Here is a 24,470-nt window from a genome sequence, read left to right as displayed (position 1 = left end):
TCAACCGGCGAGCTTGTTCAACTCCCGCACCACACTCTCGCCCATCACGGAGCAGCTGATGCGCGCCATGCCGGGCTGCATGATGTCGGCCGTGCGCAGGCCGCCGGCCAGCACGCGCTCCACCGCCTGCTCCACCAGCTTCGCCTGCTCTTCCATCCCGAAGGACCAGCGCAGCAGCATGGCGAAGGAGAGGATCTGCGCCGACGGATTCGCGATGCCCTTGCCCGCGATGTCCGGCGCCGAGCCATGGATCGGCTCGTAGAGCGCATGGCGGCGGCCATCGGGCTGCACGGCGCCGAGCGTGGCCGAGGGCAGCATGCCGAGCGAGCCGGTGAGCGCCGCCGCGAGGTCGCTCAGCACATCGCCGAACAGGTTGGAGGCGAGGATCACGTCGAACTGCTTGGGCCGCGAGCAGAGCTGCATCGCCGCATTGTCGGCGTACATGTGCTCGAGCTCGACATCCGGGAATTCGGCCTTGTGGACCTCGCTCACCACGGCGCGCCAGAGGCGGCCGGACTGCATGACATTGGCTTTCTCGGTGCTCGTCACCTTGTTGCGGCGCTTGCGGGCCAAGTCGAAAGCGACGCGCGCGGCGCGGGCGATCTCCTCTTCGGAATAGACCTCGGTGTCGATGCCGACGCGCTTGCCATTCGCATCCGTGTGGATGCCGCGCGGCTCGCCGAAATAGATGCCGCCGGTGCTCTCACGCACGATCATGATGTCGAGGCCGCGCACCACGTCGGGCTTGAGCGAGGAGGCGTCCACGAGCGGATCGAGCACGATGGCCGGGCGCAGATTCGCGAAGAGCCCCAGCTCCTTGCGCAGCCGCAGGATGCCGAGTTCGGGCCGCTGCTCGAAGGGCAGCTTGTCCCATTTGGGGCCACCCACGCTGCCGAAGAGCACGGCATCCGCGTCGCGCGCAGCTTCCAGGGTGCGGTCCGGGCAGGGCACGCCCTCGGCGTCGATCGCCGCACCGCCCACCAGGCCCTCGCCGATTTCGAAGCGCACCATGCGGCGGCTTTCCATCCAGTCGATGACGCGGCGGACCTCGTGCATCACCTCGGGGCCGATGCCATCCCCCGGCAGGACGAGGAGCTTCTTGTTGGCGATCACAGGCGGTTCTCCGCGGCATGCAGCCAGGGCTGGGCCTGGCGCTGCTTGTCTTCGTAGCTGTCGATGGACTGGGTGTGCTGCATGGTCTGGCCGATGTCGTCCAGGCCGTTCAGCAGGCAGTGGCGGCGGAAGGGGTCGACGGAGAAGGGGATCTCCTCGCCATTGGGGCGCACCACCACGTTGCGCTCCAGATCCACCGTGATGCGCGCATTGCCGCCAAGCTTGGCGTCTTCCATCAGCTTCTCGCAGATCTCGCGCGGCAGGCGGATGGGCAGCAGGCCGTTCTTGAAGCTGTTGTTGTGGAAGATGTCGGCGAAGTCGGGCGCGATGACGCAGCGGATGCCGAAATCCAGCAGCGCCCACGGCGCATGCTCACGCGAGGAGCCGCAGCCGAAATTCTCGAAGGCGATGAGGATCTCGGCCTTGCGATAGGGCTCCTGGTTCAGCACGAAATCCGGCTGCTCGGAGCCATCCGGATTGTAGCGGAAATTGGCGAAGAGGTTCTTGCCGAAGCCCGTGCGCGCGATGGACTTCAGGAAGCGCGCAGGGATGATCTGGTCGGTATCCACATTGGCCTTGGGCAGGGGGGCCGCGATGCCGGTCAGCATGGTGAAGGCTTGCATGTCACAGGCTCCCCTTGGGCTGGTAGTCGCGCACATCGGCCAGATGGCCGGCGATGGCGGCCGCCGCCGCCATGGCGGGCGAGAGCAGGTGCGTGCGCCCACCCGGGCCCTGGCGCCCTTCGAAATTGCGGTTGCTGGTGCTGGCGCTGCGCTGGCCCGGCGTCAGCTTGTCCGGGTTCATGCCGAGGCACATCGAGCATCCCGCCTCGCGCCATTCAAAGCCGGCTTCCTGGAGGATGCGATCCAGCCCCTCCTCCTCGGCCTGCGCCTTCACGAGGCCGGAGCCCGGCACCACCATGGCGCGCACGCCATCGGCCACGCGGCGGCCCTTGGCGATGGCGGCGGCGGCGCGGATATCCTCGATGCGACTGTTGGTGCAGCTGCCGATGAAGGCGACGTCGATCTTGAGGTCCGTCAGCTTCTGCCCCGGCGTCAGGCCCATATACTCGACCATGCGGCGGAGCTGGGCGCGGCGCGCCTCGTCCTTCGCCTCTTCCGGGTTGGGCACCACGCTGGTGATGGGCAGCACATCCTCGGGGCTGGTGCCCCAGGTGACCTGCGGCGCAATCTCATGCGCGGCGAGCTTCACCACCGTATCGTAATGCGCGCCGGCATCCGTCGGCAGCGTGCGCCAATATTCGATGGCGCGCTCCAGCGCCTCACCCTTCGGCGCCAGGGGGCGGCCCTTGATGTAGTCGAAGGTCGTCTGGTCGGGCGCGACCATGCCGGCGCGCGCCCCACCCTCGATGGACATGTTGCAGAGCGTCATGCGCCCGGCCATGTCCAGCGCGCGGATGGTGTCGCCGCAATACTCGATCACGTGCCCCGTGCCGCCCGCCGTGCCGATCTTGCCGATGATGGCGAGGGTGATGTCCTTGCCCGAGCAGCCGATGGCGAGGTTGCCCTCGACCAGCACCTGCATGTTCTTGGCCGGCTTCTGCAGCAGCGTCTGCGTCGCCAGCACATGCTCCACCTCGGAGGTGCCGATGCCGAAGGCGAGCGCGCCCATCGCGCCATGCGTCGAGGTGTGGCTGTCGCCGCAGACGATCGTCATGCCCGGCAGCGAACGGCCCAGCTCCGGCCCGATGACGTGGACGATGCCCTGGCGCTGGTCGAGCAGCGGGATGAGCGGCATGCCGAATTCGGCCGCGTTCTTCTCGAGCGTCTCCACCTGCAGGCGGCTCTCGGGGTCCACGATGCCGGTGTAGCGCGAGGCGTCGGTGGCGATGTTGTGATCAATCACGCCGAGCGTCAGATCCGGGCGGCGGATCTTGCGGCCGGCCATGCGCAGGCCCTCGAAGGCCTGCGGCGTCGTCACCTCATGGGTGAGGTGAAGGTCGATGTAGAGAAGGGCCGTTCCGTCCGGCAGTGTCTCGACCACATGCGCGGCCCAGATCTTGTCGAACAGCGTGCGCGGCTTTCCAGCGCTCATTGGCGGCTTCTCCCTCTTGGTCGTGATAGTCAGGCGGGGGGCCGAAGAGCCCCCCGCAACCGGGCTTCAGGCCTCGGCGGCGTCCTTCGCGGCGCCGGCCGGCGCACGCAGGCCGAGCTTCTCGGCGATGCGCGCCGACTTGCCCGTGCGGCCACGCAGGTAATAGAGCTTCGCGCGGCGCACCTTGCCGCGACGGACCACGGAGATCTCCGCGATGGCCGGGGAATGCAGCGGGAAGACGCGCTCCACGCCCTCGCCGTAGGAGAGCTTGCGCACCGTGAAGTTGCTGTGCAGGCCGCGGTTGGACCGCGCGATCACCACACCCTCATAGGCCTGGACGCGCGTGCGCTCGCCTTCCACCACCTTCACCATGACGCGCACGGTATCACCGGCGGCGAATTCGGGAACGGGGCGCGCCTCGGTCAGGCGGGCCTTCTGGTCGGCGTCGAACTGCTGCAAGAGGTTCATGGTCAAGTCCTTTCGAAGAAATTGCTTTAGGCCGGGGCTTGCGCGCCCGCAACCTGCATGCGGTTCCAGAGATCGGGCCGCCGCTCGCGCGTCGCGGCCTCGGATTGATTGCGCCGCCAGCGCGCCACCTCGGCATGGTGGCCCGAGAGCAGCACGGGCGGGACGGCGCGGCCCTGCCATTCGGCCGGCCGCGTGTAATGCGGGTATTCGAGCAGCCCCGCGCTGTGGCTTTCCTCCACGGCGCTGTCAGCACCCCCCATGACGCCCGGCAGCAGCCGCACGCAGGCATCGAGCAGCGCGAGAGCCGCGACCTCGCCCCCCGAGAGGACATAGTCGCCGAGGCTGACCTCGCGCATGCCGCGCGCCTCGATCACGCGCTGGTCCAGCCCCTCATAGCGGCCGCAGAACAGCACGATCCCGGGCCCGGCCGCGAAGTCGCGCACCATCGCCTGGTCGAGCAGACGGCCGCGCGGCGTGAGATAGATCAGCGGGCGCTGATCCCCCTCCGGCATCGCGGCCGAGATGGCCGTATCCGCCACATCGGGGCGCATCACCATGCCGGCGCCGCCGCCGAAGGGCGTGTCATCCACCGTGCGGTGCTTGTCCGTCGCGAAGCTTCGGATATCCAGCGCCTCGCAGCGCCAGATGCCCTCGCGCAGGGCGCGACCCGCCAGCGAGACGCCGAGTGGCCCCGGGAACATCTCCGGGAAGAGGGTCAGGATGGTGGCGTGCCAGCTCATGCCGCGCCCGCCTCCTGCTCGCCCGGCTGGGGTTCCACCAGGATTTCCTCGGGCAGCACCACGGTGATGCGGCGGGCAGCCACATCCACCGCCGGCACAGCCGCGCGCGTGAAGGGCACCAGCCGCTCGGGCGGCCCCTCCAGCACGAGGAAAGCCCCCGCCCCGTGATCCTCGACCGAGCGCACACGACCCAGCGCCTCGCCCGCCTCGGTCAGCGCCGCCATGCCCTCGAGGTCCGAGAGGTAGAACTCCTCCGGGTCCTCGGGCGGCGGCAGGGCTTCGCGCGGCACGTAGAGCTTCGTCCCGGTCAGGCGCGCGGCCTGGTCGCGGTCAGTGACACCTTCGATGCGGGCCAGGTCGGGCGCCAGCATCTCCAGCACGAAGCGCTGCGTGCCCGAATGGTCGCTCAGCGGGCCATAGGCGGTCAGATCCTCGGGCTCGGCGGTGAAGCTGCGGACGCGCACCAGGCCCCGCACACCGTGCGGCCTCCCGATTTCGCCCAGCAGGATCATCGCCGAGGACATGGATCAGCTCAGCGCGCGGCGGCCGCGGCGCGTTCCTGCGCCTTCTTCTTCGGCGCGGACTGGACCGGCTGCGTCGGGATCGCGGGCATCGCGATCAGGCCGGCGCGGCCCAGGAACTTCGCCACGCGGTCAGTCGCCAGCGCGCCCTGGGAGAGCCACTCCTTGATGCGCTCCTCCTGCAGGCGGATGCGGTCGGCGTGCTCGGCCGGCAGCATCGGGTTGTAGCTGCCCACCTTCTCGATGAAGCGGCCATCGCGCGGCGAACGGCTGTCGGCCACCACGATGTGGTAGTAGGGGCGCTTCTTCGCACCGGCGCGGGCAAGGCGGATCTTCAGGCCCATCGGGCTCTCTCCTTCACTGAAGTCAAAAGGGTCTACGGTTGGAAGCCATCAGAACGGCCTCCGGCCTTGGGGGAGGAGGCTGGCGAGGCCACCGCGCATCATCCCCTTCTGGCCCATCTTGTTCATGCGCTTCATCATGTCGCGCATGTCCTCGAACTGCTTGAGCAGGCGGTTCACCTCCTGCACGGAGGCGCCGGAACCGGCCGCGATGCGCCGCTTGCGCGACGCCTTGATGATGTCGGGCTGACGGCGCTCCTGCACCGTCATGCTGCCGATGATGGCGGCCTGCTTCTTCAGGATGCCCGTATCCAGGTTGGCGTCCTGCAGCTGCGCCTTCACCTTGGCCACACCAGGCAGCATGCCCATCAGCCCGGTCATGCCGCCCATCTTGCCGATCTGCTTGAGCTGCTGGGCATAGTCCTCCAGCGAGAACTGGCCCTTCTGCATGCGCGCGGCGAGCTTCTCGGCCTCCGCCTGGTCGATATTCTCGGCCGCGCGCTCGACGAGCGAGACGATGTCGCCCATGCCGAGGATGCGGTTGGCGATGCGGTCCGGGTGGAAATCCTCGAGCGCATCGAGCTTCTCACCCGCGCCGAGCAGCTTGATCGGCGCGCCGGTGACGGCCCGCATGGAGAGCGCCGCGCCACCGCGCGCATCGCCGTCCACGCGCGTCATCACGATGCCGGAGATGCCCACGCGCTCGTTGAAGATGCGCGCCGTGTTCACCGCGTCCTGGCCGGTCATGGCGTCCACGACCAGCAGCGTCTCATGCGGCGTCACCGCCTGCTTCACGGCCGCGACCTCGGCCATCAGCGCCTCGTCGATCGAGAGCCGACCGGCGGTGTCGAGGATCACCACGTCATAGAGTTCGCGGCGGCCCAGATCCATCGCACGCTCGGCGATCTGCAGCGGCGTCTGGCCGGCGATGATGGGCAGGCTCGTCACCTCCGCGCGCTCGGCGAGCTGCGCCAGCTGGAGCTGCGCGGCCGGGCGGTGCACGTCGAGGCTGGCGAGCAGCACCTTCTTGCGCTCGCGCCCCTTGAGGCGCAGCGCGATCTTGCCCGAGGTGGTGGTCTTGCCCGAGCCCTGCAGGCCCACCATCAGGATGGCGACAGGGGCGGCGGCCTCCAGGCTGATGCCGCGGGGGCCCGGATCATTGCCGCCCAGCGCCTCGACCAGCGCGTCATTGACGATCTTGACGACCTGCTGCCCGGGCTGGATCGAGCGGATCACCTCCTGCCCCACGGCGCGCTCGCGCACGCGGGCGGTGATGTCCTTCACCACGGGCAGCGCGACATCGGCTTCGAGCAGGGCGACGCGGACCTCGCGCAGCGCGTCGGAGACATCGGCCTCGGACAGGGCGCCGCGGCCGCGCAGGCGGTCGAACACTCCCTGCAACCTGTTGCCCAACGTCTCGAACACGAAAAACCCTCTCCAACGTAAAATGCGCCGCTGCGCGAAACTCGCGGAGCGACGGAGATCCCACAGATCGCGGGACCCATGTCAGAGGCGCCTGACGGCCCTGCCTTTAGGCCTTCGCGCCCGGGGCGTCAATCATCCGGGACGCCGCCCGCCCGCCCGACATGAAAATGGCGGCTCGCGCCGCCATTTCTGCTCAGCTCTGGAGGCCGGCGCTATTTCGGCGCCAGCACCATGATCATCTGGCGGTTTTCCAGGCGCGGCATCTGCTCGACCTTCACGAGTTCGACCAGCTCGGTGCGGATGCGCTCGAGCAGCTTCACGCCAAGTTCCTGGTGCGCCATCTCGCGGCCGCGGAAGCGAAGCGTGACCTTCACCTTGTCGCCCTCGCCGATGAAGCTCTTCGCCTGGCGCATCTTCACGTCGTAGTCGTGGTCATCAATGTTCGGACGAACCTTGATTTCCTTGATCTCGACGACCTTCTGCTTCTTGCGGGCCTCGTTGGCCTTCTTCTGCTGCTCGTACTTGAACTTGCCGTAGTCGGTGATCTTGCAGACAGGCGGGACGGCGTTCGGGCTGATTTCCAGCAGATCGAGCCCCGCCTGGAACGCCTTGTACAGGGCGTCGCGGATGCTCATCACGCCAAGCATTTCGCCATTCTCGTCAATCAGACGAACCTGCGGAACGCGGATCTCCTCGTTCACGCGCGGCCCCTCGCGGGAGGGGGGCGAAGGGGGCATGGGGCCTCGTGCTATGGTCGTCTCCTGTCTCAGTTCCAGTAGGCTTCAGCCCGTCTTATGGGGCGGTCTGCGTCAGGCCGCAACTGTCTGCAACGATTCCGTCCGCATGTCGGGGGGCGTTGCCTCTTTTGCAAGCAGGGCGACCGCCTCGGCGAGCGGCAGGGTCTCCTGCTCGCGGCCCGGCAGGCGGCGCAGCACCAGCATCCCCTCCTCCGCCTCGCGCCGGCCGACCACGGCCAGCACCGGCACCCGGGTCTCGATGTGGTCCACCACCTTGCGGTTGATCTTCTCGTTGCGGATATCGGCTTCGGCACGGATTCCCGCGGCCTTCAGCGCGGCCACCACCTGCTCGGCATAGGGGGCCGCGTCGTCCACGATGCTGGCCACCACCACCTGGCGCGGGGCGAGCCAAAGCGGGAATCGGCCGGCATATTGCTCGATCAGCATGCCGATGAAGCGCTCGAAACTGCCGAGGATCGCCCGGTGCAGCATGACGGGGCGGCGGCGCGTGCCGTCTTCGGCCGTGTATTCGGCGTCCAGCCGCTCGGGCAGCACGAAATCCACCTGCAGCGTGCCGCATTGCCAGTCGCGGCCGATGGCGTCGCGCAGGACGAATTCGAGCTTGGGGCCGTAGAAGGCGCCCTCGCCCGGGTTCAGCTCATACTCGACGCCGGCGATGGCGCAGGCCTCGCGCAGCGCGCCCTCGGCGCGGTCCCAGGTGGCGTCGTCTCCGGCGCGCGTCTCGGGCCGGTCGGAGAACTTCACGCGGAATTCGGGGAAGCCGAGGTCGCGGTAGATGTCGGAGAGCAGGGCCACGAACTTCACCGTCTCGTCGGCGATCTGGCTCTCCTCGCAGAAGATATGCGCGTCATCCTGCGTGAAGGCGCGCACGCGCATGATGCCGTGCAGCGCGCCAGAGGGCTCGTAGCGATGGCAGGCGCCGAATTCGGCCATGCGCAGCGGCAGGTCGCGATAGGAGCGGATGCCCTGGTTGAAGATCTGCACGTGGCAGGGGCAGTTCATCGGCTTCAGCGCGTTGATCTTGTCCGCCTCGGCCTTGTCCTCGACGGAGGCGAGGAACATGCCCGCGCGGAACTTCTCCCAGTGGCCCGATGCCTCCCAGAGCTTACGGTCCACGAGCTGCGGCGTCTTCACCTCCTGGTAGCCCGAGGCATCCAGGCGGCGGCGCATGTAGTCCTCCACCGTGCGGTAGAGCTTCCAGCCATTGGGGTGCCAGAAGACGGAGCCCTGCGCCTCTTCCTGCATGTGGAAGAGGTGCATTTCGCGGCCGATGCGGCGGTGGTCGCGCTTCTCGGCCTCTTCCAGCATGTGCAGGTGGGCGTCCAGCTCCTTCTGGTCGCGCCAGGCGGTGGCGTAGATGCGGCTCAGCATCGCGTTGCGGTGGTCGCCCCGCCAATAGGCGCCGGCGACCTTCATCAGCTTGAAGGCGGCGCCCACGCCGCCCGTGGTCGGCATGTGCGGGCCGCGGCAGAGGTCGAGCCAATCGCCCTGGCGGTAGATGGAGATGGGCACGTCCACCGGCAGGTCGCGGATGAGCTCTGCCTTGTAGCGCTCGCCCTTCTTCTCGAAGAATTCGATCGCCTGCTCGCGCGGCCAGACCTCGCGCGTGAAGGCCGCGTTGCGCGCGATGATCTCGCGCATCTTCGCTTCGATCTTCGGGAAGTCCTCCGGCGTGAAGGGCTCGTTGCGCGCGAAGTCGTAGTAGAAACCGTTCTCGATGGCGGGGCCGATCGTCACCTGCGTGCCGGGGAACAGCTCCTGCACGGCCTCGGCCAGCACATGGGCGGCGTCGTGGCGGATCAGCTCCAGCGCCTCGGGGTCCTTGCGGGTGATGAAGCGGAGATTGGCATCGGCCGTGATCTCGCGGCTCAGGTCCATCGTCTCGCCATTCACCACCATGGCGAGCGCGGCCTTGGCCAGGCCCGGGCCGATGGAGGCGGCCACCGTCGAGCCGGTCACCGCGCCGTCGAACTGGCGAAGGGAACCGTCAGGGAGGGTGATCGCGGGCATTGCATTCTCGTGCTGCTGAAAGGGAGGCGGACCATGGGCAGCGCGCCCGCGCCGGTCAAGCGCTTCCCTTTGCACAGCTGGGCCGCGCGGGCCAATATATGTCATGTCCGAGCTTCGCAGCGCGATCTTCCTCGATTTCGACAACCTCCTCTCCGGCCTGCGCGACGGGGCGGGCCCCGAATTCGCGCTGCGCTTCGCCGAGCAGCCGGAGCTCTGGCTCACGCCGCTCCTGGCCGATCGCCCGCGCCGCGCCCTGCTGCGCCGCTGCTACCTGAACCCGGCCGGCGCGCTGGAGGATGGCGCCGGCTCCCGCCTGCGCTTCGCGGAGTTCCGCTGGGCCTTCATGGCGGCGGGGTTCGAGGTGGTGGATTGCCCGCGGCTGACGCGCCTCAAGAACGCGGCCGACCTCAGGATCGCGCTGGATGCGATGGAGGCCATGCTCTCGCCGCTGGCGCGGCTCGACGAGTTCATCCTGCTCTCCACCGATTCCGACTTCGTGCCCCTGCTCCAGCGCCTGCGCGCGGCGGACCGGCGCACGCGCCTGGTGGCGCATCCCGAGGTGGGACGCGTGGTGCGCGCCGCGGCGGATGAGGTGATCGGGCTGGATGAGCTGGCCGGCTGGCTGGGCTGGCAGCCGGCGCGGGAAGCCGGCGAGGCCTTTGGCGCACCGGACGCGGCCGATCTGCTCGCCGTGGTGCGGGACATCCTGCTGGAGGCCGAGGCGCCGGTGCATGTGCCGCATCTGGGCCAGATGCTGCGCAACCGCACGGGGGCCACGCTGCGGGGCAGCGATTTCGCGGGGACGGGTTCGCTCGATGCGCTGCTGACGGCCGCCGGCGGCTTCATCCGGCGCGAGGGGCCGGGCGGCGGGCATGTCTGGCGCCCGGAATGGCTTGATCAGCCGCCGGCCAGCGCCGAGGCCTCCTGAAGCACGGCATCCACGGGCAACGCCGCCAGGGGGTGGTGGCGCAGCACCCGCACGGCCTGGCCACGCGGGGCGCAGAGGGCGGGGTCGCTATCATCGCCGAAGAGGGCGAGCGTCGGGCAGCCGGCGGCGGCGGCCATGTGGGTCGGCCCGCTGTCATTTCCGATGCAGAGCGCGGCCCGGCGCGCCACGGCCGCCAATTGGCGCAGGTCGGTGCGCCCGGTGAGGTCGAGCGCGCCGGGCAGCCGCGCCTGGATCTCCCGTGCCAGCGGCGCTTCCGCCGGGCCGCCGCCGATCACGATGGGCCGGTCCAGCGCGGCGGCGAGTTCGGCGAAACGCGCGATGGGCCAGCGCTTTGCCGGGCGCAGCGGCGAGGCGCCGGGCAGCAGCAGGGCGAAGCCCTCCGGCAGGCCGAAGCCCGCGACATCGGAGTCCAGCCAATCCAGCGCGGGCGCGGGGAAGTCCGCGATCCCGGCGGCGCGCAACTGCCCGCGCTGGCGCTCCACCGTGTGCAGGAAATCCCGCCGCGGATCGGCATCGGGGTGCGAGGCGCCGCGCGCGATGCCGGACCATTCGGCCGCCGCGCCCACGAACCAGCGATAGCGCGAGGAGCGTGAGGAGGTCTGCAGGTCATAGACCCGCGCGAAGCCGGCGCGCCGCAGCCGAAACGCGAGGCGCAGTACGGCGGGGATGTTCGTCCAGTCGGGGCGGCCATCGCTCCAGACCTCGTCGAACCAGGGCGCGGCCTCGGCCAGCGCGCGGAAGGGCGGCGTGGTCAGCAGGGTGATGTGCGCGCCGGGGTGATGCGCCCGGATGGCGGCGAAGGGGCCGAAGGCCTGCACGACATCGCCCAGGGCCGCGAGCTTGATGACCAGGATGCGCGTCACGCCAGCAGCTCGCGATAGACGCCGAGGGTCGCCGCCTGCATCGCCTCCATGGTCGGCACATGCTGGCGCGCCGCCGCGCCCAGCGCGGCGCGCGCCTCGACCGGCAGGGCCAGCGCCGCGCGGATCTGCGCGGCGAGCGCGGCGGCGTCGCCGGGCGGTGTCAGCCAGCCGGTCACGCCATGCTCCACCGTCTCCCGCGGGCCGCCCAGTTCGGCGGCGATGACGGGGCGGGCCATGGCCTGGGCTTCGATGACGCTGCGGCCGAAGGCCTCGGGCTCGACGCTGGCATGCACCACCACATCGGCGGCCAACAGCGCGGCGGGCATGTCGGCGACATGGCCCGGGATGCGCAGACGGTCGGCCACGCCCTGCGCCTCAGCCAGGCTTCGCAGCTCGGCCACATAGGCGTCCCTGCCCTGCGGGTCGCCGGCCAGCACGGCGATGGTGCCGGGGAGCGCGGCCAGCGCCTTGATCAACACCGCCTGGCCCTTCCAGCGGGTGAGGCGCGCGGGCAGCAGGATCACGGGCGCGCCCTCGGGCACCTCCCATGCGGCGCGCAGGGCGGCGACGCGCCCCGGCGGGACCAGGGAGGGCTCGAAACGGCGCAGATCCACGCCGCGCGGGATCACCCGGCTCTCCACCCCATGCGTCGCGCGGATGTGCTCCGCGATATGGCGGCTGATGGCGATGACACGGTCGCCGCGGGCCATGATGGAGTTGTAGAGGCGCTTGCCCGGGAACCCTTCGCCATAGGTGCCGTGATAGGTGGTGACCAAGGGCACGCCGCGGCGCCGGGCGGCGAGCCAGGCCGACCAGGCCGGCGCACGGGACCGCGCATGCAGGATGGAGACCTGCTCGCTTCGCACAAGATCGGCCAGCGCCGCCGCGTTGCGCCAGATGCCCAAGGGCGCCTTGGTGGCGAGCGGCAGGGTGATGTGGCGCGCGCCCAGCGCCTCCAGCGCCGGCACCAGCCGGCCACCGGCGGAGGCGACCAGCGCGCGCCAGCCCGCCGCCTGGATGGCCTCGGCGATTTCCAGCGTGCCGCGCTCCACGCCGCCCGCATCAAGGGCGGGCAACACCTGGAGGATGGCGGGCGGAAGCGGCATGGGCCTCCCTGCTATCCTTCCGCATGGACGGCGTCCACTCCGCGTGCGATTCTGGGGGGATGAACGAAGAACACGGCACCATCGGACACCTGGCGTATCGGCGGCTCAACGGGCGCGGCCCCAAGGCGGGACCGGGCGTCGTCTTCCTGGGCGGCTTCAACAGCGACATGACGGGCAGCAAGGCGGAATACCTCGCCGCCTGGTGCGCCGCGCGGGGCCAAGCCTTCCTGCGCTTCGACTATAGCGGGCACGGCGCCTCGGGCGGGCGCTTCGAGGAGGGCTCAATCGGCCAATGGGCGGCGGATGCGGAGCGCGTGCTGCTGGAGCTGACCACCGGGCCGCAGATCCTGATCGGCTCCTCCATGGGCGGCTGGATCTCGCTGCTGCTGGCCCGCCGCCACCCGGAGCGGCTGGCCGGCCTGATCGGCATCGCGGCCGCGCCGGATTTCACCGAGGATCTGATGTGGGCGCAGTTCCCGCCCGAAATCCGCGCGCAGATCGAGCGCGAGGGGCAATGGCTGCGACCGTCCGAATACGGCGCCCCCTACCCCATCACGCGCCATCTCATCGAGGATGGGCGGCGGAACCTGGTGCTGCGGGAGCCACTGCCGATCGCGGCTCCGGTGCGGCTGCTGCAGGGCCAGGCGGACCCGGATGTGCCCTGGGAGACGGCGATCCGCCTCGCGGCCCACATCACCGGCGAGGATGTGGAGGTGACGCTGGTGAAGGCGGGCGACCACCGCCTCTCCAAGCCTGCCGAGCTGGCGCTACTCGGCCGGACGCTCGGCGCGCTCCTCGCCCCCTTCTGCGGCGAGAATGCCGGCTAGCCCCTCGCGGTAGCTGGGATAGGCCCATTCGATTCCCAGCGCCTGCCTGGTGCGGCGGCTGGAGACCAGGCGGCTTTCGTCCCAGAAGCTGCGGCCCATCTCGCTCATCCGCGCATAGGCCTCGGCGAAGGGCGTGGGCGGCGGTGGCGTCATGCCCAGCAGGCGGCAGGCCTCCAGCGTGACATCGGCCTGGGTGCTGGGCGTTTCATCCACCAGATGCAGCACGCGCACGCCCGGGCCGGGCGGGCGCGCGGCGGCGGCCAGCACCGCGCGGGCGATGTCGTCGCGATGGATGCGGCTGAAGCTATGGCCGGGCTTCACCACGCGGCGCGCGGTGCCGGCGCGGACGTCATCCAGCGCCGAACGGCCGGGGCCATAGATGCCGCCGGTGCGGAACAGGTCCACCGCCGCGCGCGGCGAAAGCTCACGCCATTGGTTTTCGGCGTCGAGGCGGCGCTGGCTGCGCTCCTGCCCTGGCGCGGGGGGCGTGTCCTCCTCCACCCAGCCGCCCTGGCGGTCGCCATAGACGCCGGTGGTGGAGATGTAGCCGACCCATTGGAGGGGGGCGGCGCGCAGGGCTTCGGCATGCCGCGCCCAGACCGGATCGCCCGTCGGGCCGGGCGGCGCGGTGATGGCGAGATGTGTGACGCCGTCCAGCAGCGCCGGGTCGTCGAAAGCGACGACATTGGGGCCGCCTGCCTTGCGCGAGGTGATGCGGGCGCGCCAGCCCGCGCGGCAAGCGAGGTCCAGGATGGCCTCGCCTGTGTAGCCCTTGCCGATGATGAGGAGGTTGCGATTCATGGGGCTCATTCTGCCCCGCGGCTCACGCCTCGGCCAGAAGGGCGGCGACGTCGAGGCGGCGGGTGAACATGGTCATCGCGCCCGCCTCGTCGCGCGGCCACTCCTCGCGCGGGCGGTCGCGATAGAGTTCGACGCCATTGCCGTCCGGGTCGCGCAGGTAGATCGCCTCGCTCACGCCATGGTCGGAGGCGCCGTCGATCCGCATGCCGGCCTCCACCACGCGCTTCAGCACGGCGGCCAGCGCCGCGCGGTCCGGATAGAGCAGCGCCACATGATACAGGCCCGTGTGGTGCGCCGGCGGGGGCGAGCCGCCCTCGCTCTCCCAGGTGTTGAGGGCGATGTGGTGGTGGTAGCCGCCGGCCGAGAGGAAGGCGGCGCCGGGCCGCTCCAGCATCACGGCCAGGCCCAGCACGTCCCGCCAGAAGGCAAGCGCGCGGGGGATGTCGGCCACCTTGAGGTGGACATGGCCGATGCGGGTTTCGGCTGGGGCTGTGTAGGGGTTCGGTTCCATGGGCGCATCCTGGCAGCCTGCCCCGCCGCCGCGCCAATCACGATGCGCAATGACGCTCATCAGGGCGGCGCCAACTCTCCAGCCTCCCGTGTCGAAGGATTTGATATCTGATGGAGCGCATGCGGCATCACGGCAAATAGTTCAATAAAAACAATATTATGATCCATGTCACGTTTCATGCTCAGCGTCCTGGGAGGCACAGCGCATCACAGTTCCTCGCCAACACGGGAACACAAGCCATGCAGCTCAAGACCCTTCTCCTGGCCGCGGTCGCGACCGTAGCCCTCGCCGCCCCCTCCATGGCGGTGCCGATCACCGATGGCAGCCGGATCAACATCGGCGGCTTCGTCCGTGGCAGCGGCGGCCAGATCTCCACTGCCACGTCGGTCGACTTCACCTCCGGCGCGGGCCCGACGCCGGGCACCCCCGGCGTGCTCGAGACGGCGAATGGCACGGGCTCCTTCGCGGGCCTCGCCTGCGTCGGCAATTACGGGACCATCAACGGCATCCCGAACCTCGCCACCTTCACGGGCACGGTCTAACCGCTGACCAGCGGCCTTTCCTTCGCGCTGAGCAGCCCGGCCACCATCACGCGGATCGCCCAGACGCCGACCACGCTCTCGATGCTGATCCTGAGCGGGACCGCCACCTTGCCCGGCGGCGGCTTCGACTTCACCTCGGCGGTCTTCACGCTGACGGCCCAGGGCAACAACGTGACCACCTTCTCGGCCTTGACCATCGGCACCGTGCCGGTGCCGGTCTCGGCCGCGCTGTTCGGGATGGGGCTGCTCGGCCTCGGCCTGGCGCGCGCCCGGGGCAAGGCGGCCTGAGGGCGAGGCAAAACGCGCGAGCGGCCGGAGGTGCCGGCCGCTCGCGTCCCTCACCGCCGCGCCGTCACCAGCCACAGCCCGGCGAAGACGAGCAGCGCGGCGGGCAGCGCGAGCCAGCCCATGCGCTCGCCGAAGAGAGCGGCCCCCCAGAGCACGCCGGCGATGGTGACGATGTAGCCCGTCTGGCTCGTGATCACGCTGCCGGTCGCCGCGATCAGGCGGAAATAGAGCAGGTAGGCGAAGGCGGTGAGCGCGGCCTGGAAGGGCATGAGCCACTCCACGCGCCAGCCGATGGCACCGGGCAGATGCACCTGCCCCATCAGCCCGCCGAAGATGGCGATGAAGAAGGCGGCCGCGTAGAGCGCCCCGGTCGCCAGCACCAGCGCATCCGTGCCGCGCGGCGCCAGGCGCGAGGCCACGATGTTGGAGATGGCGAAGCCGACCGGCGTGATGGCCGCGAGCAAGGCCCAGCCCAGCAGGCTGGGGTCTGGCAGCGCGGCCCCCGGCGCCATGGCGAGTGCCACGCCCGCGAAGCCCAGCAGCGTGCCGGCGATGCGGCGCGGCGTCAGCCGGTCCATCCCCAGCACCGCCGCCCCGAGGACGGTGAGGATGGGCGAGAGCGGCACCAGCAGCGCGAAGAAGCCGGCCGGGATGTATTGCAGCGCCGTGTAGCCGGCGAAGTTCGCCAGCGCGAAGCCGGAAAAGCCGGAGGCCGCGTATTGGATGAGGTGTGGCCGGTCGAGCGGAATGGCCAGCCGCCGCTTGGCACAGAGCACCGAGAGGATCAGCGCCGAGCCGAAGGCGCCCCAGAAGGCGAAGCCGAGCGGGGCGAAGCCGCCGGCCATGGCCGCCTTCACGATGGAGGGCGTCAGCCCCCAGACCACGCCGAGGATCAGCAGCGCGGGAATATGGCGGGCGAGCGACATGGGCGGCAAAGGCGATAAGCCGCACACTCTGTCAACCAGGGGTGGCAGACGTTGAACCGCGCCGCGGAATCCCGACATGCTGCCCCATGCCGGAACTGCCCGACTCCGAGATCATCCCGCTGCGGCGCGACCCGCTGCTGCCGCCCGAGCCCTGCCCGGTGCGCTGGCGGCGCTCACCCCGCGCGCGGCGCGTCTCGCTGCGGATCGACCCCGCGCGCGGCGATGTGGTGGTGACGCTGCCCAGCCGCGCCGCGAAGCGGCATGGCGTGGCCCTGCTGACCGAGCATGCCGGCTGGATCATGCAGAAGCTCGGCAATCTCGCGCCCGAGCGGCCCTTCGAGCCGGGCGGCAGCGTGCCGATCGGCGGCGTGGAGCACCCGATCCGACACGAGCCCGGCCGCCGCGGCGGCGCCTTCCTGGAAGAAGGTGCGGTGGTGGTGACGGGCGAGGCGCCCTTCGTGGCGCGCCGCGTGCGCGATTTCCTGAGGGCCGAGGCGCTGCGCCGGATCGTCGCCGCCGCCCGCCCGCATTGCGAGGCGCTGGGCGTCGCCCCCAGCGCCATCCGGCTGAAGGACACGAAGAGCCGCTGGGGCAGCTGCGCGCCCAACCGCACCCTCGCCTTCTCCTGGCGGCTCGTGCTCGCCCCCGACTGGGTGCTGGACTACGTGGTGGCGCATGAGGTGGCGCATCTGCGCGAGATGAACCACTCCGACCGCTTCTGGGCGCTGGTCGAAAGCCGCTCGGAACACCGGCACGCCGCAACCGAGTGGCTGCGGCGGCACGGGCCGTCCCTGCAACGGATGGGATGAGGGCGGCCTACACCAGCCGCCCCCTGGGCCCTTAGCCGACGCTGAGGCGCCGCTCGGTGATCTGCTGCTTCATGCTCTTCTGCAGCTTCTCGAAGGCGCGGACCTCGATCTGACGGACGCGCTCGCGGCTGATGTTGTATTGCTGCGAGAGCTCCTCGAGCGTGGTCGGCTCGTCCTTCAGGCGACGCTCGATCAGGATGTGGCGTTCGCGCTCGTTCAGCGTGCGCAGCGCGCCGTTCAGCATGTCCTTGCGGTTGGACATGTCCTCGCGGTCGGCGAGCTCCGTCTCCTGGCTCTCGGCGTCATCCACCAGCCAATCCTGCCACTCGCCCTCGCTGTCGGCGCGGACGGGGGCGTTCAGGCTGTTGTCCGGGCTGGCGAGGCGGCGGTTCATGCTCACCACGTCCTGCTCGGGCACGGCGAGCGTCTTCGCGATCTTCGCCACGACCTCGGGCTGCAGGTCGCCATCCTCCAGCGCGCCGATCTGCCCCTTGAGGCGGCGCAGGTTGAAGAAGAGCTTCTTCTGCGCGGCGGTCGTGCCCATCTTCACGAGCGACCAGCTGTGCAGGATGTATTCCTGGATGGCGGCACGGATCCACCACATGGCGTAGGTGGCCAGGCGGAAGCCACGGTCCGGATCGAACCGCTTCACCGCCTGCATCATGCCGACATTGCCCTCGGAGATGAGCTCACCCACGGGCAGGCCATAGCCGCGATAGCCCATCGCGATCTTCGCCACGAGGCGCAGATGCGAGGTGACGAGCTTGTGCGCGGCGGCCTCATCACCGGCATCGCGCCAGCGCTTGGCGAGCTCCAGCTCCTCCTCGGGGGCGAGCATGGGGAATTTCCGGATGTCCTGGAGGTAGCGCGACAGGTTGCCTTCAGGGGCAAGCGGGATACTCAAAGACGCCATCGGATTCGACGAGCCTTCCATTTGCGCCGTGCCCCACCCCGTGACGGCGGCGGGCACACGGCCTTTCTGGCCTAACGCGTCCAGGGCCCTCCCGGATGCATCCGCCCCGGTCACGGAAGGGGCGGTGGCAGCAGCCGGGGGTGTAGCGGCACCCCGTAGCGAAGTTCCAGCGAGAAATTACCGAAGCGAACAGGTTTGCGCAAGCAAAACCGACCAAACTGGTCCGGTTACTCGGTGTTACAGGCCAGCAGCGCCTGGAGTTTCCGGAAATCCTCCGGCGGGTCGGATCGGAAGGAGAGATGTTTCTTGGTGATCGGGTGCGCGAAGCCCAGGCTCGCGGCATGCAGCGCCTGGCGCGGGAAGGCGAGCAGGGCTTCGCGGAGCCCCTCCGGGAGGGTCCGGCTGACCGCCGGGATACGTCGCAGATACACGGGATCCCCCACCAGGGGGTGGCCGATATGGGCCATGTGGACTCGGATCTGGTGCGTGCGGCCCGTCTCCAGCTTGCAGCGGACCAGGCTGACCGCGCCGTGGAAGACCTGTTCCGTGCGGTAATTCGTGATGGCGTGCTTGCCGGCGCTCGCACCCGCCATCGCGCCGCGCTGCACGCCGCGGCTGCGGCTTTCCACCACGGCCATCCGCTTGCGGTCGGTGGTGTGGCGGCCGATCGCGGCGTCGATCACGCCCGCGGCCGGGTTGGGCACGCCCCAGGCCAGGGCCAGGTATTCGCGGTCGAGGTCGCGCGTGACAAAGGCGTCGGAGAGGATGCGGTGCGCCTGCTCGCTCTTCGCCACCACCATGATGCCCGAGGTGTCCTTGTCGAGCCGATGGACGATGCCGGGCCGCTTCTCGCCGCCGATGCCCTCCAGCTCCTCCCCCGCATGGGCCAGGAGGCCGTTGACCAGCGTGCCTTCCATATTGCCCGGCGCCGGATGGACGACGAGACCCGCAGGTTTGTCGAGCACGATGAGGTGCTGATCCTCGAAGAGGATGTCGAGCGCCATCGCCTCGGCCTGGGGCTTGGCGGGCGCGGGCGGCGGGGGGGCGACGCAGTAAAGGCTGCCGGGGCGGACGGGCTGGGCGGGTTCGGTCAGCGGCGCGCCGTCGCGCGTGACGTGGCCTTGCTCGATCAGCGCCTTGACGCGGGAGCGCGAGAGACCGCCTATCCGCTCCGCGAGGAATCGGTCCACGCGCTGTCCGTGATCGGCTTCGGTCGCGGTGATCTCATGGGTCTGGGGCAAATGCAGGCACTCAAGTTCCTGGTTGTGGCGATGGGCGTGCTGATCGTGGCGGGCACCGTGACGCTGGTCGTGCTCCTCGTCCAGCGCGCCGGGGGGCGGGGCGAGGCGCCGCTGCCCGCGATGAGCCTGAACCTGCCCGCCGGCAGCCGCATCATGGGCGTGGCCGGCGCGGGCGACCACTTCGCCGTGCATGTGCAGCGGCCGGATGGCGACCGCATCCTGCTGCTGGATTCGCGCAACGGCCGCGTGGTGGGCGAGGTGATGCCAGGGGCGGCCGTGCCGGTCCGTTGATGGCGCACAAGAAGCCGAACCTGCCCGAGAAGACCTGCGCCGCCTGCGGGCGCCCCTTTGCCTGGCGCAAGAAATGGGCGCGAACCTGGGACGAGGTGCGCTTCTGCTCCGATGCGTGCCGGGATGGGAGATATGCAAAGGCCCGGCTTGCCCTCCCCCGCCGGGGCGGCTAAGACCGCCGCACTGGCCACGTCCCTTTCGTCTAGAGGCCTAGGACACCGCCCTCTCACGGCGGCAACAGGGGTTCGAATCCCCTAAGGGACGCCAAAATTTGGCGCCAAGAACTTGATTTAGCGCAATTTCTTCGCCGCTAAATTTCCCATCCCCCACGATATCCCCCACAGTCGGCAAAGGCTTCGGCCAATCGAGGGTCGCGCCGCGGCCCCCGGCTAGACACGCCCCCGGTGGCGATACCTACCCCATCCGACAGGCCGCGGCGGCCGCAACCATGCCAAGACGTTCGGGGCCACCTTCCCACCCCTACCGCCGTCGAGCACATCCAGAACGCGCATCAGGCAGCGCACCTCGCGCGCTTGCTGAACGCCCTCGCGGCTCCGCCCCCCATGCCTCCAATTTCCGTGCAGCTTCGGTCGGTGCGGGGTGGGTGTCTGGCGCAAAGCGCGGAACGCGGCCCACCCGGCTGGGACGTTGGGCCTTGTCACTCGGCAGCCTCCGGCCAAATGGCATCTCCCACCGCGGCCAACGGCGCGGCAGCCTGAACGAAGCGCGCCACCGCCTCCGAAACAGCCTCAAGGCCACGCTCGCCCGGCGGCAGCAGCGCCAGCCGCTCCAGCCCAGCCAAGGCGCGTGGCTCAATCTCAATCCAAGCCCACACCACACCGCGCCGCCGCCGGCTCCGATAGGCACGGGCGCGCTCCCGGTTCCGCGCCCGCCGTTCCTCCGCACGCTCCGCTGCCGTCATCGGCTCATGCATATCCGTCATTTCCGCCCCTGTTGCTCCGTTCAGCGTGACGCGCCGCCACCAAAGGCCCGGCGCCAAAGATCATCGAGGAACGCGACACACTCTGCCGGAAGGCGCGCCGCCACCGGCCTGCCGTGGAGCCATTCGCGCATCTGTTCCATGCGGGTGCGCTGCGCTGGCGTCAGTTCCAGCGACCGCGCCAGCAACGCAATTTGCTTGCGTGCCGTCCGCGGCGGCAGGCTCCCAAAGGTGAAGGCCGGCGCGGCCTGTCGCTCTGCCTCTGACGCCACCGCCGCGGCCAGCGCGTGCCAATCAAGCCCCGCGCCCTTGAGCGTCCGCGTGATGGCGGCGGCGGCGGCAGTCACTTCGCCCGGCCGGTCGCTCGCCAACACCGGCAGCAGCTTGGCGAGACGCCCCCCAATCCGGGAAAGCTCGCTCATGTCCGCACCTCATGAATGTTATCGGTCGCCAAATGCACCGGAGGATGACAAGCCCAGCAGCGCCAGCCGGTCGGCTCCTTCGCCTCCCGCCACCACCGCCCCCCGCTTTGCGGCGTGTGCCGCCCACAGCAGCCACACCAGGCACCGGGCGGCGGCGCCCATGTCACGTCCGACCATGCGGGCGGCCTTTGCAAACCGGAGAGGCGCAGAGCGGCCAAATGCGCCCGGTGCTCGGCCTCCGGCTTGATGGGATATTCGCCGCGCGCTTCCGCCTCACGCGCGGCCTGGATTTCCGCACGCTCCGCGGCGAGGTCGGCATCTGGCGCAGCAAGTGCCTCTAGCGCCCGCTCAGATGCGGTGACGTAAAAGGCCACCCGCGCCGCCATATCATCGCCAAGGCCGGCATTTTCATTGGCAACGGTGGCGACGCTGGCAACCTCGGCGGACTTCCGCGGCTCACCCGCGGTTGCCACCACCGCCGCCGCATCGGCAACGGTGGCGACGTTCAGGGCAGCGCGGGTCGCGCGCCACCCGGCCAGCCGGTCGGCACGGGCGCCACTCATTGCAGCATCTCCCCGGCCAGGATGGTGTCGCGGATGACATAGACCCGCACCGGTTTTGACAGCCCCACCCGCTCGGCACGCTGCAACCGGCCATGCTCCTGCGGGATGAGAAAGTCGGCGCGCTTGAGCGCATTTGCGGCCGCCTGCGGGTCCATGCCCGGCACCACCTCGCTGCGCCACGCCTCCGGCAAGATCAGGAATTGCCAGCCGGTGCCGTCGCGCTTGCGCCACCCGGCGCGGTTTACAACAAGCCCCGCTGCCGCATCCCCTTCGGTGCCGAGTGTCTGGAAGCGGCTCTCTGCATGCGCCCCGATAAAGGCACGCACAGCAGCCACCGCCGCGGCATCCTCAGCAGCACCATCCCCACCCTGCCGCGCGCCGCGCCATGCTGCGAAGCAAGCCGCCGCGGCCTTCTCGGCCTCACCCGGCGGCCAGGGCAGCAAGTCGCTCGCAGCGGCGAGTTCTCCGGCTGCCGCCGCCAGCGCGAAGCGCCCGGCCGCCCGCCGCACTTGCCCGGCAGCGTCCTTCGGCACGTTCGCGGCCAGGAAGGCGGCCACCACCTCCCGCGCATCCCGCGCCATGCCCTCAGGGTCATCGGCCAGGATTTGCAACCAAGCCCGGCCCGCAGTGCCGTAGCAGCGCGCCACCGCCGCCTTGAGCGCATCCGCCAAGGCACCCGCGCCCGGATGGTCATGCAGCGTCTCAAACAATCCGTGCGGCCCGGCTGCCGCGGGAATGTCGAGCACCCGCACTTCCTGCCCGGCCCGCGTTCGCTTGGCACCGCCGCGCGCCTCGGCCATTCGGTCGGCAATGCCTTCCTCGCCCGTCGAGAGGAAAAGCGTCCGCCACTCCGCCACACGCCGCGCGCTGCCATCCCGCCCGGCTCGGCCTTTGCCGGCACCGTTCGCCAGCATGTAGGCCGCACTCGCCACCGTCTCGGCTCCGGCCTCGCCCATCTCATCGAGGCACAGCAGCAAGTCGCAATGCGCTGCGGCCACCGCTTCCAGGGAATTGTCGGTGGTGCGCCAGCTTCGGCACCACCCACGCAAACCGCCACCGCCCCACACGCTGCCGGCCACGTGCAGCGCCGTGGATTTGCCGACACTGGAAGGCCCGCGCAGATGAAAGCCGCCACCTTCGGCACCGATGAGTGCGGCCAGCGGTGCGGCAAAGGCCACCGCCAGCGAGAAGCCCAAGCGAGAGTTCCCCACCGCCAAAGCGGCCAGTTCGCTTTGCCATTCGGCCAGCGTGCCGGATTGATGGAGCGGCGGCAGCGCGTCGGGGCGCTCGGTTTGGAGCATCACACGTTCGCCGACGAGGCGCCCCATGGTCGCATCGGGCAGCACAAACACGCGGCGGCCTTCGGCACCGTGCCAGCCGATGCGCGAAACTACCCGCACCCGGTCGGGCGGATTGGCGCGGGTCAAATACTCGGCCAGCTTCTCGCGGGCCTTGCGTCCGGAACCCAGGAACAAGCCACCGTCGAGAAGATGGGAGCGCACCTCCTTCCCATCGCCCGCCAGCATGGCGCGCGGCATCGCCCATTGGTGCTGGCGACCGTCCGCGTCCTCCCATTCCAGCAAGGCGCCCCAGGCTTGCCCGCTCCCGTTATTGGTGGCGGCCACCACGCGGAGCGGCCCGCAGACATGCACGGGCGGCGGCGGTTCCCGGCCGCCTTCCGTCGCCTCCGCCTGCCACCACACGCCACTGTCGCGCATGTGGAAAGGCCGCGGCAGGCTCGGCACATCGGGCGCCTTCATCTCCGCCGCAGCATCGGCCAGCATCAGCCGCAGCGTCTCTGCCGTCGCGGCGGGCGGCAGCGCATCGGCTAAGTCCCATTTCTCGGGCCAGTCGGCCGGGATAACCACCACCGCCACAGAGGCCGCTCCGGCCTCCACCAGCGCCTTGCGGAGTTTGCCGGCTGCCTCCGCACCCGGCGCGTCATGATCGGGCCAGATAGCGACGCGGCGGCCTTCCAGCGGGCGCCAATCCACCTTGTCGGTCGCGCCGCTGCCACCCTGCCAACTCACGGCGACATGCTCCGGGAAAAGCGCCGCAGCAGCATCCGCGGCCTTCTCGCCTTCGCAGATGATAACAGGCGCCTCAGGCCGCGCGGCAAGTTCCGCCAAGCCATAGAGCGGGCGCGGTGCCGCTGGCGCCTTCCAGTGCCAGCGCCGTTGCCCTTTTGAGGTGCCGTATGTCAGCGGCAAAAACTCTTTGCCGCCATCGGTCGCATTGAAGCGGAAAACGCGGCACAGCGGGCGCCCCGCGGCATCTCGATACGTCCACCCGCAGACGGGCAAGCCCAGCCTCGGATGCCGCCACACCTTCGGCGGTTCCTCCGGTGCCGGCATTTCCGGTTGCCAAGTCGCCGCGGCCTCCGGCACGTCCTGCACCTCAGGCGCATCACCAAGCGGAGCAAAGGGATTAGCGGCCATGGTGCGCGCCTCCCATGCCAAGCATCTGCGCCACCCGCTCGGCCGCCTCGGCTTGCGTCAACCGATGGATCGCCGCAGCCAGGCTCACCACATCGCCGCCCTTGGCGCCCGTTGCGAAATCCGCCCACTCACCCGTGCGGAGGTTGATCTTGCAGGACGCGCCCGCCTCGCCGGCCAGGCTGCCGCAGACCCATTCGCGCCTGATCTCTTTCCCGCCCGGCAACCACCGCCGGCAGAGTTCCGGCAGATGCGGCAGCGCAGCCCGCGCCACCGCGGGAATATCCGGCGCTTGGGCGATGCGCTGCACTGCCTCCCGCTGCCGCGGCGTCAGCGCCCAATGGGCGGCCTTTCGCTGCACATCGAGAAGGAAAGCACGGGCGCCCAGCGAGAGGTCCGGGCGAGCGAGTGCCGCCTTGAGCATGTCGAGTTCGTCTTGCGGTGCACTCATCGCTGCACCTCCGGCCGCAGCGCGGCGGCAAGAGTGCGGGCGGCCAGAACGGCAGCGAGTTCAGCGGCTAGCGCAGCCGCCAAGTCGCCACGGCGGCGCGCCTCGGCCGCCTCACTGAGAAGATTGAGAATGTCAGTCATCGTTTGGTTCCTTCTCGGAAC

Annotated in this window: 30 protein-coding genes and 1 tRNA gene; 8 read left to right on the top strand and 23 right to left on the bottom strand. The window is 69.9% G+C overall.

The genetic code is table 11. The features are described 5' to 3' along the window. The 10 genes from leuB to thrS form a co-directional block, all read right to left on the bottom strand. Complete coding sequence (leuB, locus tag ACQ860_RS21460; protein WP_431305348.1) at positions 1-1,113, bottom strand: 3-isopropylmalate dehydrogenase; 1,113 nt, start codon at positions 1,111-1,113, stop codon at positions 1-3. Continuing rightward, the gene (gene leuD, locus ACQ860_RS21455) at positions 1,110-1,736 is read right to left on the bottom strand and encodes a 3-isopropylmalate dehydratase small subunit (protein WP_431305347.1); all 627 of its coding nucleotides are present in this window, start codon (positions 1,734-1,736) and stop codon (positions 1,110-1,112) included. Before leuD ends, leuB begins: the two co-directional genes overlap by 4 nt. Position 1,737: 1 nt before the next feature. Beyond that, positions 1,738-3,168: a 3-isopropylmalate dehydratase large subunit gene (leuC, locus tag ACQ860_RS21450; protein ID WP_431305346.1), complete on the bottom strand. Its 1,431-nt coding sequence runs from the start codon at positions 3,166-3,168 to the stop codon at positions 1,738-1,740. A 66-nt stretch (positions 3,169-3,234) separates the two neighbouring features. Next, positions 3,235-3,636, bottom strand: a complete 402-nt coding sequence (gene rplS, locus ACQ860_RS21445) for a 50S ribosomal protein L19 (RefSeq protein WP_431305345.1) — start codon at positions 3,634-3,636, stop codon at positions 3,235-3,237. Between the two features lie 26 nt (positions 3,637-3,662). After that, positions 3,663-4,376, bottom strand: a complete 714-nt coding sequence (gene trmD / locus ACQ860_RS21440; RefSeq protein WP_431305344.1) for a tRNA (guanosine(37)-N1)-methyltransferase TrmD — start codon at positions 4,374-4,376, stop codon at positions 3,663-3,665. Beyond that, positions 4,373-4,900, bottom strand: coding sequence for a ribosome maturation factor RimM (rimM, locus tag ACQ860_RS21435; RefSeq protein ID WP_431305343.1), 528 nt, complete (start codon positions 4,898-4,900; stop codon positions 4,373-4,375). Before rimM ends, trmD begins: the two co-directional genes overlap by 4 nt. 8 nt (positions 4,901-4,908) lie before the next feature. Continuing rightward, positions 4,909-5,241: a 30S ribosomal protein S16 gene (gene rpsP, locus ACQ860_RS21430; RefSeq protein WP_431305342.1), complete on the bottom strand. Its 333-nt coding sequence runs from the start codon at positions 5,239-5,241 to the stop codon at positions 4,909-4,911. A gap of 48 nt (positions 5,242-5,289) precedes the next feature. Then, positions 5,290-6,663 carry a signal recognition particle protein gene (gene ffh / locus ACQ860_RS21425; protein WP_431305341.1) on the bottom strand — a complete coding sequence of 458 codons (1,374 nt, stop codon included), beginning with the start codon at positions 6,661-6,663 and terminating at the stop codon, positions 5,290-5,292. 212 nt (positions 6,664-6,875) lie between these two features. After that, the gene (gene infC / locus ACQ860_RS21420; RefSeq protein WP_318648093.1) at positions 6,876-7,400 is read right to left on the bottom strand and encodes a translation initiation factor IF-3; all 525 of its coding nucleotides are present in this window, start codon (positions 7,398-7,400) and stop codon (positions 6,876-6,878) included. Between the two features lie 72 nt (positions 7,401-7,472). Continuing rightward, a complete protein-coding gene (gene thrS / locus ACQ860_RS21415) occupies positions 7,473-9,431 on the bottom strand; it encodes a threonine--tRNA ligase (RefSeq protein WP_431305340.1) in 1,959 nt (652 codons plus the stop codon). A 103-nt stretch (positions 9,432-9,534) separates the two neighbouring features. Between thrS and ACQ860_RS21410 the strand changes: the two genes are divergently transcribed. After that, positions 9,535-10,359 carry an NYN domain-containing protein gene (locus tag ACQ860_RS21410; protein WP_431305339.1) on the top strand — a complete coding sequence of 275 codons (825 nt, stop codon included), beginning with the start codon at positions 9,535-9,537 and terminating at the stop codon, positions 10,357-10,359. Here the strand turns inward: ACQ860_RS21410 and ACQ860_RS21405 are convergent. Both ACQ860_RS21405 and ACQ860_RS21400 read right to left on the bottom strand, forming a co-directional pair. Then, on the bottom strand, positions 10,329-11,243 hold the full coding sequence (locus tag ACQ860_RS21405; protein ID WP_431305338.1) for a glycosyltransferase family 9 protein: 915 nt from the start codon (positions 11,241-11,243) through the stop codon (positions 10,329-10,331). The two genes, ACQ860_RS21410 and ACQ860_RS21405, sit on opposite strands and share 31 nt — an antisense overlap. Beyond that, positions 11,240-12,349, bottom strand: coding sequence for a glycosyltransferase family 4 protein (locus ACQ860_RS21400; protein ID WP_431305337.1), 1,110 nt, complete (start codon positions 12,347-12,349; stop codon positions 11,240-11,242). The genes ACQ860_RS21405 and ACQ860_RS21400 overlap by 4 nt, the downstream gene beginning before the upstream one ends. 59 nt (positions 12,350-12,408) lie before the next feature. On the opposite strand from ACQ860_RS21400, the gene ACQ860_RS21395 reads away from it, so the two are divergent. Beyond that, the gene (locus tag ACQ860_RS21395) at positions 12,409-13,176 is read left to right on the top strand and encodes an alpha/beta hydrolase (RefSeq protein ID WP_431305336.1); all 768 of its coding nucleotides are present in this window, start codon (positions 12,409-12,411) and stop codon (positions 13,174-13,176) included. Here the strand turns inward: ACQ860_RS21395 and ACQ860_RS21390 are convergent. Both ACQ860_RS21390 and ACQ860_RS21385 read right to left on the bottom strand, forming a co-directional pair. After that, complete coding sequence (locus tag ACQ860_RS21390; protein WP_431305335.1) at positions 13,117-13,977, bottom strand: SDR family NAD(P)-dependent oxidoreductase; 861 nt, start codon at positions 13,975-13,977, stop codon at positions 13,117-13,119. The two genes, ACQ860_RS21395 and ACQ860_RS21390, sit on opposite strands and share 60 nt — an antisense overlap. A 22-nt stretch (positions 13,978-13,999) precedes the next feature. After that, positions 14,000-14,488, bottom strand: coding sequence for a VOC family protein (locus tag ACQ860_RS21385; RefSeq protein ID WP_431305334.1), 489 nt, complete (start codon positions 14,486-14,488; stop codon positions 14,000-14,002). A 239-nt stretch (positions 14,489-14,727) separates the two neighbouring features. On the opposite strand from ACQ860_RS21385, the gene ACQ860_RS21380 reads away from it, so the two are divergent. Beyond that, entirely contained in the window at positions 14,728-15,030 is a 303-nt protein-coding gene (locus ACQ860_RS21380) for a hypothetical protein (RefSeq protein ID WP_431305333.1), read from the top strand. A gap of 81 nt (positions 15,031-15,111) precedes the next feature. Beyond that, positions 15,112-15,318, top strand: coding sequence for a hypothetical protein (locus ACQ860_RS21375; RefSeq protein ID WP_431305332.1), 207 nt, complete (start codon positions 15,112-15,114; stop codon positions 15,316-15,318). A gap of 50 nt (positions 15,319-15,368) precedes the next feature. Here ACQ860_RS21375 and ACQ860_RS21370 read toward each other — a convergent pair whose 3' ends face one another. Then, positions 15,369-16,244, bottom strand: a complete 876-nt coding sequence (locus tag ACQ860_RS21370; protein ID WP_431305331.1) for a DMT family transporter — start codon at positions 16,242-16,244, stop codon at positions 15,369-15,371. A gap of 86 nt (positions 16,245-16,330) precedes the next feature. Between ACQ860_RS21370 and ACQ860_RS21365 the strand changes: the two genes are divergently transcribed. Then, positions 16,331-17,053 (top strand): M48 family metallopeptidase, encoded by a 723-nt coding sequence (locus tag ACQ860_RS21365; protein ID WP_431305330.1) that lies wholly within the window; start codon positions 16,331-16,333, stop codon positions 17,051-17,053. 31 nt (positions 17,054-17,084) lie between these two features. On the opposite strand, the gene rpoH is transcribed toward ACQ860_RS21365, so the two are convergent. Next, positions 17,085-17,966, bottom strand: coding sequence for an RNA polymerase sigma factor RpoH (gene rpoH / locus ACQ860_RS21360; RefSeq protein ID WP_318648103.1), 882 nt, complete (start codon positions 17,964-17,966; stop codon positions 17,085-17,087). Between the two features lie 227 nt (positions 17,967-18,193). Then, on the bottom strand, positions 18,194-19,207 hold the full coding sequence (locus ACQ860_RS21355; protein ID WP_431305329.1) for an RluA family pseudouridine synthase: 1,014 nt from the start codon (positions 19,205-19,207) through the stop codon (positions 18,194-18,196). On the opposite strand from ACQ860_RS21355, the gene ACQ860_RS21350 reads away from it, so the two are divergent. The 3 genes from ACQ860_RS21350 to ACQ860_RS21340 all read left to right on the top strand — a co-directional run bounded on the left by ACQ860_RS21350 (position 19,208) and on the right by ACQ860_RS21340 (position 19,765). Beyond that, the gene (locus ACQ860_RS21350) at positions 19,208-19,498 is read left to right on the top strand and encodes a DUF6476 family protein (RefSeq protein ID WP_431305328.1); all 291 of its coding nucleotides are present in this window, start codon (positions 19,208-19,210) and stop codon (positions 19,496-19,498) included. Next, positions 19,498-19,671, top strand: coding sequence for a DUF2256 domain-containing protein (locus tag ACQ860_RS21345; protein ID WP_431305327.1), 174 nt, complete (start codon positions 19,498-19,500; stop codon positions 19,669-19,671). The genes ACQ860_RS21350 and ACQ860_RS21345 overlap by 1 nt, the downstream gene beginning before the upstream one ends. 18 nt (positions 19,672-19,689) lie before the next feature. Next, positions 19,690-19,765: transfer RNA gene (locus tag ACQ860_RS21340), tRNA-Glu, on the top strand. A gap of 391 nt (positions 19,766-20,156) precedes the next feature. On the opposite strand, the gene ACQ860_RS21335 is transcribed toward ACQ860_RS21340, so the two are convergent. The 6 genes from ACQ860_RS21335 to ACQ860_RS21310 are packed head-to-tail and all read right to left on the bottom strand — an operon-like array spanning position 20,157 to position 24,449. After that, positions 20,157-20,441, bottom strand: coding sequence for a hypothetical protein (locus ACQ860_RS21335; protein WP_431305326.1), 285 nt, complete (start codon positions 20,439-20,441; stop codon positions 20,157-20,159). Between the two features lie 20 nt (positions 20,442-20,461). Beyond that, complete coding sequence (locus ACQ860_RS21330; protein ID WP_431305325.1) at positions 20,462-20,860, bottom strand: hypothetical protein; 399 nt, start codon at positions 20,858-20,860, stop codon at positions 20,462-20,464. Continuing rightward, positions 20,857-21,423 (bottom strand): hypothetical protein, encoded by a 567-nt coding sequence (locus ACQ860_RS21325; RefSeq protein ID WP_431305324.1) that lies wholly within the window; start codon positions 21,421-21,423, stop codon positions 20,857-20,859. The genes ACQ860_RS21330 and ACQ860_RS21325 overlap by 4 nt, the downstream gene beginning before the upstream one ends. Continuing rightward, on the bottom strand, positions 21,420-23,861 hold the full coding sequence (locus ACQ860_RS21320; protein WP_431305323.1) for a DUF927 domain-containing protein: 2,442 nt from the start codon (positions 23,859-23,861) through the stop codon (positions 21,420-21,422). The genes ACQ860_RS21325 and ACQ860_RS21320 overlap by 4 nt, the downstream gene beginning before the upstream one ends. Then, positions 23,851-24,309, bottom strand: coding sequence for a hypothetical protein (locus ACQ860_RS21315; protein WP_431305322.1), 459 nt, complete (start codon positions 24,307-24,309; stop codon positions 23,851-23,853). Before ACQ860_RS21315 ends, ACQ860_RS21320 begins: the two co-directional genes overlap by 11 nt. Continuing rightward, positions 24,306-24,449 carry a hypothetical protein gene (locus ACQ860_RS21310; protein ID WP_431305321.1) on the bottom strand — a complete coding sequence of 48 codons (144 nt, stop codon included), beginning with the start codon at positions 24,447-24,449 and terminating at the stop codon, positions 24,306-24,308. The genes ACQ860_RS21315 and ACQ860_RS21310 overlap by 4 nt, the downstream gene beginning before the upstream one ends. Positions 24,450-24,470 lie beyond the last annotated feature (21 nt).

Origin of the sequence: Sediminicoccus sp. BL-A-41-H5, assembly GCF_050632405.1 — a bacterium.
GTDB lineage: Bacteria > Pseudomonadota > Alphaproteobacteria > Acetobacterales > Acetobacteraceae > Roseococcus.
This window is presented reverse-complemented; position numbering and strand designations above follow the sequence as displayed.